This is a genomic window from Corynebacterium sp. HMSC035E02 (genome assembly GCF_001836065.1).
Taxonomy (GTDB): Bacteria; Actinomycetota; Actinomycetes; order Mycobacteriales; family Mycobacteriaceae; genus Corynebacterium; species Corynebacterium hiratae.
This window is the reverse complement of sequence record NZ_KV827341.1, coordinates 15,552-28,153: the sequence shown is the minus strand read 5'-3', so window position 1 is coordinate 28,153 and position 12,602 is coordinate 15,552. Positions and strand designations below refer to the sequence as shown.

Annotated in this window: 9 protein-coding genes; 4 read left to right on the top strand and 5 right to left on the bottom strand. The window is 63.8% G+C overall.

The window, feature by feature from the left end; all coding sequences use genetic code 11:
- Nucleotides 1–27: 27 nt before the first annotated feature.
- The 5 genes from pepN to HMPREF2635_RS06605 form a co-directional block, all read right to left on the bottom strand.
- Entirely contained in the window at nt 28–2,538 is a 2,511-nt protein-coding gene (gene pepN, locus HMPREF2635_RS06625; RefSeq protein WP_070821450.1) for an aminopeptidase N, read from the bottom strand.
- A gap of 186 nt (nt 2,539–2,724) precedes the next feature.
- Nucleotides 2,725–3,258: a YceI family protein gene (locus tag HMPREF2635_RS06620; protein WP_049155630.1), complete on the bottom strand. Its 534-nt coding sequence runs from the start codon at nt 3,256–3,258 to the stop codon at nt 2,725–2,727.
- A gap of 211 nt (nt 3,259–3,469) precedes the next feature.
- The gene (murJ, locus tag HMPREF2635_RS06615) at nt 3,470–6,712 is read right to left on the bottom strand and encodes a murein biosynthesis integral membrane protein MurJ (RefSeq protein ID WP_070821449.1); all 3,243 of its coding nucleotides are present in this window, start codon (nt 6,710–6,712) and stop codon (nt 3,470–3,472) included.
- A gap of 9 nt (nt 6,713–6,721) precedes the next feature.
- Entirely contained in the window at nt 6,722–8,863 is a 2,142-nt protein-coding gene (locus tag HMPREF2635_RS06610; protein ID WP_070821448.1) for a DUF6049 family protein, read from the bottom strand.
- Nucleotides 8,860–9,462: an NUDIX hydrolase gene (locus HMPREF2635_RS06605; RefSeq protein ID WP_070681703.1), complete on the bottom strand. Its 603-nt coding sequence runs from the start codon at nt 9,460–9,462 to the stop codon at nt 8,860–8,862. The genes HMPREF2635_RS06610 and HMPREF2635_RS06605 overlap by 4 nt, the downstream gene beginning before the upstream one ends.
- 28 nt (nt 9,463–9,490) lie before the next feature.
- On the opposite strand from HMPREF2635_RS06605, the gene HMPREF2635_RS06600 reads away from it, so the two are divergent.
- The 4 genes from HMPREF2635_RS06600 to HMPREF2635_RS06585 are packed head-to-tail and all read left to right on the top strand — an operon-like array spanning nt 9,491 to nt 12,595.
- Nucleotides 9,491–10,924: a CCA tRNA nucleotidyltransferase gene (locus tag HMPREF2635_RS06600; RefSeq protein ID WP_070821447.1), complete on the top strand. Its 1,434-nt coding sequence runs from the start codon at nt 9,491–9,493 to the stop codon at nt 10,922–10,924.
- Nucleotides 10,925–10,926: 2 nt separating this feature from the next.
- The gene (locus HMPREF2635_RS06595) at nt 10,927–11,526 is read left to right on the top strand and encodes a YqgE/AlgH family protein (RefSeq protein WP_070821446.1); all 600 of its coding nucleotides are present in this window, start codon (nt 10,927–10,929) and stop codon (nt 11,524–11,526) included.
- A gap of 35 nt (nt 11,527–11,561) precedes the next feature.
- The gene (locus HMPREF2635_RS06590; protein ID WP_070821445.1) at nt 11,562–12,278 is read left to right on the top strand and encodes an AzlC family ABC transporter permease; all 717 of its coding nucleotides are present in this window, start codon (nt 11,562–11,564) and stop codon (nt 12,276–12,278) included.
- Nucleotides 12,263–12,595, top strand: coding sequence for a branched-chain amino acid transporter permease (locus HMPREF2635_RS06585; protein ID WP_070517644.1), 333 nt, complete (start codon nt 12,263–12,265; stop codon nt 12,593–12,595). Before HMPREF2635_RS06590 ends, HMPREF2635_RS06585 begins: the two co-directional genes overlap by 16 nt.
- Nucleotides 12,596–12,602: the final 7 nt, after the last annotated feature.

Genomic DNA, 12,602 nt, shown 5'->3' with positions numbered 1-12,602 from the left:
GATTCTTCTGTCCGCTACGCGAAGCGCTTATTGCGCGGCACGGACGCGGCGTGCACGACGCAGCGCATCCTGGCATTCCAACAGCACGCGGCGCAGTGCCCGCGGACGTTCTTTGCTCAGGAATTCGCTGGTGGCGGCGTCGGCCATCGCGAGATCCGGGTAGAGCCCACGCACGAGGCGGTTGGCAATCTCGATGGGGTGCTCCTCCCACAGCTGAGACAACGAGTCGAAGTATTCCTGGGCAAAGGCCTCGGTGAGGTGGGCCGAGCGCGGCGCGTTGAACGCCGCGAGCAGGGAATCCACCTCCGCGTTGGAGTACTTACCCGGCGTGCGCACGAGGTCGAAGACTTCGCGCTTGAGCTCGGCAGACGGGAAGGCGTGGGAGGCGCCCAGGTAGGCGGCGGCACCGGTGAGCGTGTTATCGCGCTCCTTCTCCGCCTCGAGCTCCTCGGCGCTGACGGCATCGCGGGCGGCCAGCGCGCGCAAGATGGCCCAGCGGATGTCCGGGTCGAGGGCGAGGCCGTCGAGGGAGCCGTCGTAAAGCGCGCGCAGGCGCTGCGTGCCGGACTCCGCCGGGGTGGCGGCAAGTGCCTGGATGGCGGCGCGGGCGACGGTGAGCTGTGCGTCGGAGCCTGCCGGTGCTTGCTGTAGCACCTCCCAGAGGCGCTCGGCGTAGTCGGCGCGAATCTCCTCGCGAGCCTCCTCGCTCACGAAGTGGTCGATGGCATATCCTGCATTGGCAAAGGCCGTGGTCAGAAGCGTCGGGTTGGACTCCGCCGGGGCGTGCTTCAGCACGGTGTCGAGGTAGGAGCGCACCGGCCACTCGCCATCGCGGGTGAGGTTCCACAGGGAGGTCCAGATAACCGCGCGGGAGAGCTCATCCGGAACTTCAGACAGGCGCGTGCGAATGGTCTCCAAGGAGGTCTCGTCGAAGCGGACCTTGGCGTAGGTGTGGTCGCCGTCGTTCAGCAGCAGCAACGCCGGCGCCTGAAGTCCAGATGCCTCGTCGAGGATGGTGCGCTCGCCCTCCAGATCGACGTCAAGGGTGGCGTATTTGTTCAGGGAGTCATCGAATAGCGTCACGTTGAGGCGGTGCGGGCGCGTGGTGTCTTCGGCCTCGACCACGATGGCGAGCTCGTGAATCTTGTCGCCGTCCGTGTGCAGTTCCGGGGTCAGCGTATCCGGGCCCCACGTGCGCAGCCAGGCGGTGGACCAGGCATCGAGGTCGCGGTCGGTGTGCTTCTTCAGCGCCTTGAGGAGGTCGTCGAAGGTGGCGGCAGCAAAGGCGTGCTCCTGGAAGTAGTCGCGCGCGCCGGCGTAGAAGTTCTCGCGGCCCACGTAGTGCACCAGCTGCTTGAGCACCGCCGCTCCCTTGGCATAAGTAATGCCGTCGAAGTTCTGGCGCGCGGCATCCACGTCCGGGATCTCGGCCTTGATCGGGTGCGTGGTGGGCAGCTGATCCTGCAGGTAGGCCCAGTTCTTGCGCTGGCCTGCGAAGTTGACCCATGCCTCGGTGTAGTCGGTGGCATGCACCGAGGAATCCGCGCCCATGAACTCCGCGAAGGACTCCTTGAGCCACAGGTCATCCCACCACTGCGGGGTGACTAGGTCTCCGAACCACATGTGCGACATCTCGTGCAGGATGGTGTTCGTGCGCCCGGCATGCTGCGCGCGGGTGGCGGCGGAACGGAAGAGGTAATGCTCCGTAAAGGTCACCAGGCCGGGGTTCTCCATCGCACCCAGGTTGTACTCCGGCACGAAGATGGAATCGTACTTGCCCCACGGGTAGGGGTAGCCGTAATTGCTGTGGAAGAAGTCCATGCCCTGCGCGGTGACCTGCAGGATCTCATCATCCAGGTACTCCACCATGGAGGCGCGGGCAAAGGCGCGCAGCTCGACGCTTAAGGTTCCATCGGGTGCGGACCAGGTGCTGTGCTTCTCGACGTACGGCCCCGCCGCAAACGCCGTCAAATACGTCGACAGCAGAGGCGTCGGCGCGAAGTGCGCTACTTCCCTGCCCTCGGTCTTCTCGCGGCCAACCTCCGGCTGGTTGCTTAAGAGCTGCCAGCCTTCCGGGCCGGTGAGGTGCACCTCGTAGCTGGCCTTGAGGTCCGGCTGGTCAAAGCAGGGGAAGATGCGGCGGGCATCAGAAGGCTCGAGGTGCGAGTAGAGGTAGGTTGTGTCATCGGCTTGGTCGTGCATGCGGTGCAGGCCCTGGCCGGTGCGGGAGTAATAGGAGGAGCCGGTGATCTCCACGGTGAGCTCCTCCCCCACTGGAAGATTGCGCAGGTAGACGCGTCCGCCGTCGAAGGTGTTCTCTACCTCCTCGCCGTTGACGCGCACTGAGTGCACGGCCTTGCCCAGGTAGTCCACGAAGGTCTCGGGTTCAGTGGTGGTGAATGTAATACGTGAGGTGACCTCGTAGGAATCAGCGTCGGTTGGTGCGCTCGTGACGTCGAGGTGCAACTCGTAGGTGCTCAGGCGCAGCGCGGCGCTGCGTGCGGAAGCTTCTGCATGGGTGAGGTTTTCGGTAGTCATGCGCTACATCTTAAACGTCGCTGCGGTGCGTATCACAGGTAAGCCGCCCGGAGTTGTTTCAGAGTTGTTTATTACTCCATTGTTGTCCCTCTAGTTGTTAAAAAGTTGTTGCCCGCAGTACCGAAATGGGCACTACGGGCAACAACTTAGAACTACTTCCTACGGTGAGGTTTCGCGCTTTATGGCTTACTGCTTGATGGCAGAGACCTCAAGCTCGATCTTGATCTCCTCGGAGACGAGCACGCCGCCGGTCTTCAGCGGGGCGTTGAAGTCGATGCCGAAGTCGAGGCGGTTAATGGAGGTCTTGGCCTCGAAGCCCAGGCGGGTGTTGCCGAAGGGATCCTCGGCGACGCCGGCCTCGTCTACCTTGAAGTCGACAGACTTGGTGGTGCCCTTGATGGTGAGTTCACCGGTGACGGTGCCCTCGCCTGCCTCGTTAACGTCGAACTTGGTCGCGGTGAAGGTCATCTCTGGGAACTTCTCAACGTCGAAGAAGTCCTCGCCCTTCACGTGGGCATCGCGGTCAGCGCTCTTGGTGTCGATGGATGCGGTCTTCACCGTGGCGGTGGCGGCGGAGTCAGCAATGTTCTCCCCTACGGTCAAGGTGCCGTCGAACTCGTTGAAGTTGCCGCGCACCTTGGTGATCATGGCGTGGCGGGCGACAAAGCCGATGGTGGTGTGTGCCGGGTCCAGTGCGTACGTTCCTGCAGTGATAGTCATGGGGGTTCCTCAGTTCTCTAGTTTGTTGACGTGACAACAACAATTATACGCCCCTCCCCTTATCTGTCAAGGGAAGAGAGCGCAAGAACTACAAAGCCCCAGACCTGCAACCCGAAACCTGCAGGTGGGCGTCGTCAAGCGCGTTGCACATCTGAGTCAGCGAGCAGGGAGTTGCGGGATCGAGGTCTGGGGAAATGCGTGAGGAGGTGCGTTAGTTGGTGGGGATGCCCACCAGGGTGGCCTCCTCCAGCGTGACGGAACCGGACTTGGGCATGTCAGTAAAGAGGATGAGGGCGCCGTCGAAGGCCACGGGCTTCTTCTTCAGCTCGATGTCCTGGCGTGCGCTGGTCAGGGTGCCGTGCGCGAGTTCGGTGAGCGTGCCGGATTCCGGATCCGTGGGATCGAAATCCTTGGTATCCACCCCGTAGACCACGTACTTCGCGCCGATGGAATCCTTCTGTTCCAGCGGTAGCACGTGCAGCTGCGTGGGCTTGTCAATGCTGAGCAGAAGTCCGGATTCTGCTTCCTTCGTGGTCCATTCGCCCGTGACCTCCTTGCCCTCCGGAACGGACGTGCTCTTGACGTCCTTGAACAAGACCGGCGGGACGTTGGGGAACGTGGCCTCCGTCGAGGCTTCGCTCTTGGTCACCACCGGGGAAGTCTTTTCGTTACCCACCTGGGAGAGGATCCACACGCTCAGCGCGGCCATCGCCACGACGAAGAGGGTGGCAAGAACGCCCAGCACGATGGTGCCGGAGCCCGAGTAGCCGCGGCCGCCGAAGCCCGGTGCGGGGCTCGGATCCTCCTTGCGCGGGGTTTCCTCCACTGGAACCTGGAGGGTTTCCTCGCCCTCTTCGCCATCGCCGGCGAAGGCCGCCAGGCGGTGAGCGATGTCCTCGAGATCGGAGTCCTCGCCCTCTTCGGCATCGGCGGCAATCTCCTGCAGCACCTCCGGGGTGGGCTTGGTGGACTCCACGAGGAGCGAGATGGCGGAGGCCAGCGCCGAGCGGTCCGTCTCCTCATCGTTGCTGTGCAGTACCGCGGGGAAGGCCAGCGTGGCAACGCCCTCGGTGGAAATGCGGATGCGGTTGCGGTTCTCAATACCCAGCACGAGGTTCGCCGCGTGGGCGGCGGCCGTGGTGCGCACCAGCGGTACCAAGGCGTGGGCCACGGCGCGCGGATCGAGGTCCTTGTCTTCCGACACCGTCTTCAACGAGGTGCCCTCGACCCAGTCCGCCACGACGAGGCAGCCCTGGCGGTAGGACAGGATATCGATGTTCTCCGCCACGGCATCCAGCTCCATTTCCGCCAGGCGGCGCGTGGCGCGGGAGACCTCTGCGGAGCGGCGGGCGGCCACGGCCGGGGTGGCCGGAGCCATGGGTGCCTCGCCCGTGGTGTCCACGAAGGTCAGCGATACCAGGCGTCCGGTGGCCTGCTCGCGGGCCTTCCAGAAGCGGGTACCCGCGGCAGAGCCGTAGTCCTTGAGGAGACGGAAGCGGCCATCGGAGACCGGGGCGCCCGGCACCAGGCGTGGACCGCGGACGATACCGGCGGACATCGGCGGTGGCACCGGCGAGGAGTTGAAGGCATCCACGCTGAAGATGGGCTGGAACTCCAGCTGCTCCGGGGCTTCGACCTCGATGGCCTCGGCATGCTCGATCTTGATGATGCGGGACATGCCCGGAATGCGCTGCAGCTGGCGGCCCAGGTTGATGACCTCCGGAAGACTGGAGCGCGAGAGCACGATGCCGGTCACGATCACGAAGACCAGGCCCACGACGGCCAGCTTGAGCAGGTACACAAACGGCGGCACCTGTGCTGGGAGGACGAGGTTGATGCCGTAGTTGATGGCGTAAGCAACGACCAGGCCCACGATGGAGGCCAGCACTGACCAGATAGTCGTCGCGATGACCGCGCGGCCGCCCAGGCTGCCCAGCTTGCGCTTGAGCAGGAAGCCGCCGATGACCGCGCCGGCCACGAAGCCGAAGCCGTTGGCCGTACCCAGCAGGATGACCACGCGCTCCGGGGAGTCCGCCACGTGCGGGGCCAGCAAGGAAAGCACCACCTTGGTCAGTGTGATGCCGGCGATGATGAACGTCGGCGTCCACGCTTCCTCACGGGCGTAGAACACGCGCAGGTGCAGCAGCACGAGGGCATAAGGAATCAGCGTAAAGGCAGAGAAGCTCAGCGTGAGGCCGAGCAACTCGGCCGCATCCGCGTCGAAGGCGCCGTACTGGAAAAGGCCGCGGGCAATCGGGATGCCGAAGCCCGTCATGAAGATGACGATCGGAATCAGGGCGATAAACGTCAGCTTCGTGCCCAGCGTGAGATCCCGAACCACGGCCTTGACGTCACCGTCCGCGGCGTTGCGGGACAGTCGCGGCATAATCGCGGTCAGCAGGGTGACACCAATGACGCCGTAGGGCACCTGCAAGAGCAGCCAGGCCTGTTGGTAGGTAAAGGGCGCGCCTTTATCGGCATGCGCCGCCACGCGGGAGGTGATGACATAGCCCAGCTGGGAAATGGCCACGTAGGCCACAATGGCCAACGCCATGCCACCGAACTGTTTGAGCCGGTCATCTAGGCCCCAGAGCGGCTTGAGGTTGATGCCTGCCTTCTTGAGGTACGGGAACAAGATGAGGCATTGCACCACCACGCCCGCCGTGGTACCAAGCGCCAAGAGCAGCACGTGCCCGTCCGTGATCGGCGAGGGCGCATTGGGATGTAGGCTGCCCGGCACCAGCTGATAGGCCACGAGCACCGAGATCGAGATGATGTTATTGACCACCGGCGCCCACGCGCCCGGCCCGAAGATGTTCTTGGTGTTGAGCACCGCTTGGAAGAGCGCGAAGAGCCCGTAGAAGAAGATCTGCGGTAGCAGCAAATAGGCAAAGGAGGTGGCCTGCACGGCGTTGACCTTGCCGTCCTCCGGCAACATCATGCGCGTCAGCTGCGGAGCAAAGATGCAGGAGAGCACCGTGATCGTCGCCAGCAGGGAGAAGGCCAGCGTGAAGAGGCGGCGGACGAAGGCCTCGCCGCGGTCGGAGTCTTCCTTCTCCGCGCGCACGAGCACGGGCACGACGAGCGAGGTGAGCACCGCGCCCAGCACGATCTCCGTGATGAGGTTGGGCAGCTGGTTCGCCGTGGTGAAAGCGGAAGAAATGGCGGGGCCGAGCGACGAGCCGATGAGAACGTTGCGGATGAATCCCGTGATGCGGGAGATCATCGTCGCGATGGCCATCGAACCGGTGGCGCGCACAACGGCGCGGTCGGAGTTCTCTTCGCCGGGGGACTCACTCGGGGCCGAGGCAGACTTGCCCTTCAGTCCCGAACGGTCCTCGAGTTCGTCGTCGACAGCAACGACGCCACTCGGCGCGCGCTTTTCCGGGACCGGTGCCGGCGGCGAGGGCGTGACAATGCGTCGACGGGCACCAGACATAGGTTCATGTGTCATAGAGAAAAACTATCCGTGAGACTTCTTTTTCTTCCGCTTACCCAGCCGGAACAGTGCGGCAAGGACGAGGGCGAGCGCGGCGATTGCGCCGACTCCATAGACGCTAACGATACCGGCACGCGTCTGCACCGTAATGTCGATTGGATCCGAAATGAGGTGCTCAGATGGTGTTGCTAGCCACAGGCGCAGCGACATCTGGTCAACGTCGCTCGGCAGGTCAGCGGTCATGGACACGGTAATGGATCCCTTGGCCGGTATGTGAATCAAGTCCTGCGTGTTCAAGGTGGCGCCGTCGGGGGCGTCGTAGGCCAAGTGGGCGTCGACAGGCAGCGGCAGGCCGTTCTCCGCCACGATGAGCAGCGGCGATGACTCCGAAACGCGAGTGTAGACGTTGCCCGGCGGGATGAGGGAGACGGAGGCGCGGAGCTCGCGCAGCATATTCGCGTTCTTCTCCAGTCGCGTGCGGCTCTGCTTCACCGAGGGCGTGAAACCGTGCAGGCTGGAGCGGTCGGTAGCGCTCAGCGCCGTGAGCAGATCGTGGCGCAGGGGCGCCGTGAAGCTATAGCGCGTCATGGCGATGCCCGGATCATTAACCATAATGGACATCAGCTCGTCGGTATAGCGCGCCTGCTGTGTCACCTGCGTGATCTCGGCGTCGTGAAAGGCCGCGGGATCCGGGTAGGGGCTGCCGGGAGTACCGCTGCCCTCCCCCACGTCTAGCGCGGTGACGGGGCGCGGCTGCAGGCGCCCAGAATCGAGGAGCCTCTGCGCGGTCTCCATCACCGCGCGCGCGGCGGCAGGGTCTTGGTAATTCGGCAGCTTGGCCACGGTCTCCTCTTGCGCAGACGCCACGCTTATCGACGCTCCCGCCGTCAGCGCCCGCGCCTGCTCGGAATCCATGGAAAAGTCATAGCGCAGCTCCGGGTTGGAGTACCCGGTGGTCTGCGGCTTCGAACCGGTCTGGGCCAACAGCGCGCCGAGGGAGGCATCAAAGGTGGCGGCCTCGCCCGCCCACTCGGAATTATCCGCCACCAACAACGGGACGGGCACTGCATGTTCGCTCGTTCCAGAGGCCGGCGCGGTCAGCTTGGTGCTGAGCGGTGCACCGAGAACGCGCTCGATGGTGGCTGCGCCCTGCTCGAAGGCTTCGTGGGTGAGCCACTCGTTGCCCACGTGGGCAACGGCGTCGGTGTCCGCGTTAGCCCACGGCATGAGCATGCGGCAGTCCACCTTTTTCAGTTTTTCCAGCCACGCGGCGGCATCCCGGGAACCCGTGCCCGGTTCACCGCGATCGGAATCGGACTGGGTGAACCAGGAATTGCGCAGGCGGGTGGGGCGTTTGGCGGTAGAGGGGCGGGTCTCGTTGACGGTGTAGCCGGCGGACATGCGGTCGGCGGCGTCGATAAGCGCAGGGTCTAGCGCCACGCAACCGGAGCCGTGGAGATCATGCTCCAGGTAGGCATCGAGCAGCTGATCGAGGCGCCCGCCCGGCGAGAGCTGCTCGGCCAGCTGCTCGCTTTCTAAGATGAGCTCCTCGCCACCGGTATCCCCCGGCACCACGTCTACCTCGGTGGTGATGGGATAGACCAGGGAAAAGGAATGCTCACCCTCCTCTTCGGGAGCTTCCTGGTCTCCTGAGAAGTCCAGAATCGTCCGCTCTTCCGCGAAGCTCGCGGCTTGGCCATCGCGGGTGCCGGTGAGCGTGAACAGGAGCGGGTAGGCGCCAGGTTCCGTGATGGCCAGGGTCGAGTCCTCACCCAGGGCGGTCGGCACCGTCACGGTGACGTCGCGGCTCTCCCCCGGTTGGAGTGCCCCTGCGCCGAGCGAGGCCCCGTAATAAGGAAAAGATCCCGCAGCCAGCTCCTGGCGGGCCTGTGTAGTGGAGGTCACGGCATCGCTGCGGCGGGAGGTGATCTGAAGATCATCAACGGCGCCGTCTGTCGGGTTGTGGATGCGCAATTGGACTTCGAGCCTCTCCCCTACCCGCGCCTCGCTCGCGCTGAGCAGGCTTAGCTCCAGCTCATCAGGGCCACGGGAGCCGAGCCAATAGTGGGATTCGGTGATCCCAGTGTCGGGGGTTTGTGCCTGGGCCATGGGGACGGTGCAGCTCACCGCCAAGGCCGCGATGGCCGCCGCTGCGCGCCAGCTCACCGCGGGGTCGCCTTTCCTTCGGCAGCTTCCTTTCGCGCGAGATCCGGAAGAAGGTCGTGGGCGATGCGCGCCAGCTTGCGCTCGTCGGCATAGGCTAAGTGCTCGATGAGCTCGGAGACCGGGATCCAGGACACCTCCGTGACCTCTGGGTCTTCGTCATTCATGATGCCATCGACAAAACGCAGCAAATGGTGGTGCACGGTCTTGTGAATGCGCACGCCGTCGGAGACGAACCAATAATCAATCATGCCCAGGTCCGCGAAGACCTCGCCGTGAATGCCGGTTTCCTCCCACACCTCGCGCTCGGCGGTGAGCTCCTTAGCCTCGCCGTTTTCCACGTGCCCCTTCGGCATGGACCACAGCAGGCGCCCGCGGCGGTCCAGCCTGCCGATGAGCGCCACGTAGATCTGGGACAGATCTACATTCCCGTTGTCGTCGACGGCCTCTGCCAATCCGGACACGACGAGTCCGCCGGCGGAGGTCTCATCCCGCGTGGTCATGCGGTTGGTGGACGTGCGCTGGGGGCGTCCCGTGCGGTGGTTCCGGTGGCCCGCGCCCCGCCGGCGGCGGCGCTTGGACCCTGGCGTGTTCTTAGTCATCCCTGCTAATCGTAGTAGACTTCGATCCGTGAATTTTCAGGACACTCAGCTAATCGGCGTTCTCGCCCGCGCGGACGCCACCGTCGCCCGGCTCAGTGGCCTCTTAAGCGGCCTGGTGGAACGTTTTGCGCTTCACGACGCCCCCCTCTACCTCGTCGGCGGCTCTGTCCGCGATGCGCTGCTCGGCCGTCTGGGCAACGATCTCGACTTCACCACCCCGGCTCGGCCCGACGTGGTCTATTCCATTCTCGAAGAGTGGGCGGAGACCGTATGGGATACCGGCATTGACTTCGGTACGGTCTCGGCGGCTTATAAGGGCCAGCAGATTGAGATCACCACCTTCCGCTCTGATAGCTACGACGGTGATTCTCGCAACCCCGAGGTCGTGTACGGCGACACCCTCGAGGGCGATCTCGTGCGCCGCGATTTCAAGGTCAATGCCATGGCCATCGAGCTGCGCCCAGACGGCACCCGTGAATTCCACGATCCGATGGGCGGACTTGAGGATCTAGCGAACCGCATCCTCGATACCCCGGATGCGCCGGAGATTTCCTTCCACGATGATCCCCTGCGCATGCTCCGCGCGGCGCGGTTTGCGGCGCAGTTGGAGTTTGACGTCGCCCAGCGCGTGCGCGATGCCATGACCGACATGGCGGGCGAAATCCAGCGCATCACCGTGGAGCGCGTGCAGGTGGAGCTCAACAAGCTCATCTGCGGTGTCGCGCCGTGGAAGGGTATTGACCTGCTCGTTGACTCCGGGATTGCTGATTATGTTTTTCCGGAGATCCCGGCGTTGCGCATGGCTCCCGACGAGCACGCGCAGCACAAGGACGTGTACGCGCACTCGCTGACCGTACTGCGCCAAGCCATGGAGCAGGAGGAAGACGGTCCCGATCTCATTCTTCGGTGGGCCGCCCTGCTCCATGACATTGGCAAGCCGGATACCCGCGATACCACCGACGGCAAGGTGAGCTTCCACCACCACGAGGTGGTGGGCGCGAAGCTCACCCGTAAGCGCCTGCGCAAGTTGAAGTTCCCCAAGGCCACGACCGAGGACATCGGCCAGCTGGTCTACCTCCACATGCGCTTTCATGGATTCGGGGATTGCCAGTGGACCGATTCCGCTGTGCGCCGCTACGTCACCGATGCCGGCGATCTCCTTCCGCGCCTGCACAAGCTCGTTCGCGCTGACTGCACCACCCGCAATGAGCGCAAGGCCCGCCGCCTCCAGCGCACGTACGATCAGTTGGAGGAGCGCATCGCGGATATCGCCGCCAAGGAGGATCTTGCACGCGTGCGCCCGGATCTCGATGGCAACGAGATCATGGAGATCCTCGGCCTTGAGCCCGGCCCCGAGGTAGGCAAGGCCTGGTCTTATCTCAAGGAGTTGCGCCTAGAGGAAGGCCCGCTGGAGCGCGAGGTTGCTATTGCGAAGCTGCGCGAGTGGTGGAATTCTAGATAGGGATGTACGCAGACAGACTTTTCAACGCCCTCGAGCGCAACGATCCCGCCCCTGGCCAGCTCCTTGTGGCGGCTCCCGACACTCTTACGCCCCACTACAACCGTTCCGTCATTCTCATCACGGAGCAGCACGCCGGGCGCACGTATGGCGTGGATCTAACCAACCGCTCCGAGGTCGCCCTCTTCAACGTCATGCCGGAGTGGGTACCCGTAGCGGCTAAGCCGCAGGCCCTCTACATCGGCGGCCCGCACAACCAGCAGGCGGCCATTGGTGTGGCGTTGACCCGCCAGGGCGTGGACATTGAGAAACAGCCTTCGCTGAACCGCCTCGCCCCGCGCGTGGCGCTCGTCGATCTGCGCGTGAGCCCGGAGGATGTCGCCGATCTGGTGGAGGGCATGCGCTTTTTCGCCGGTTTCTTTGAGTGGGGCCCGGGCGAGCTGGATGAGGAAATTGACCGCGGCGAGTGGTACGTGGCCCCCGCCCTGCCCCAGGACGTGGTCTCCTCTGGCTCTACCGATACGTGGTCGGACGTGATGCGTCGCCAAGCTATGCCCCTGCCGCTGTTTGCGACCTTCCCGCGCTACATCGATGAAGATAATTAGAGCTCTTTACTTCTCCCTGCGCTAACATCTCTGCCATGCGCGCGGAGATCATCAAGGCTATACGGACTTGCATGCCCATCGCCGTGGGGGTGGTGCCGCTGGGCCTCGCTTTCGGCGTGCTTATGGTCCAGACCGGCTTCGACTGGTGGTGGGCCCCTATCTTTTCCATCGTCATTTACGCTGGCTCGATGGAGTTTCTTGCCATTTCCATGGTGACGGGCGGTGTGACGCCCGCCGTCGCCGCGCTCACGGGTTTCATGGTCAACTTCCGGCACATCTTTTATGGATTGACCTTCCCGCGTGATCAGATTTCTAGTCCCCTCGGCCGCGCCTATTCCACCTACGCGCTTACCGACGAATCCTATGCCGTCCTCTCCGCCTTTCCCCGAGACTCTCGCCCAAGCGGCGCCTTCGTCTTCACGGTGCAGTTTTACTGCCAAGTGCTGTGGGTCGGTTCCGGCATCATTGGCGCGGTGGCCGGTCAGGCAATCCCGCCCTCTGTGAAGGGACTGGAGTTCGCCCTCGTCGCGCTGTTCATCGTCCTTGCCATCGATTCCTTCCAGAACAACAAGGACTACTCGCTTCCGCTGTCTGCCGCGGTGCTCGGGATTCTCGCGGGCTTCTTGTTTCCTGGTCAGCTTCTTATGGTGGCGCTGTCCGCCTACTTTGTGTTGCTCGTGGTGCGCTACCTCTCCCCTCGCGTCGATAGCGCACTGATTCTGCGGAGGGAGGCGTCATGCCAGCCGGAGTAACCCTAGCCAGCATCTTCGCCGTGCTGATCCCCGTCGGGATTGTGACCGTCGTGCTGCGTTGGCTTCCCTTCGCCTTCGTGAAGGCCCTGAAGGGTAGCCAGTTCATCAGCATGCTCGGGTTCACCATGCCGGTCGGCGTGATGACAGTTCTGGTGGTCTATACCTTATTCGGTCAAGCCCGCGATACGGGAAGCATTGTTGCTCCCTTCGTAGCCGCCGCTGTGACCGCCGCGTTGCACCTTTGGCGCCGCAATTCCGGTCTTTCCATCTTCGGCGGGACGGCCTTCTACATGGTGCTGGTGAATCTCGTACTGTAGCGCGGGT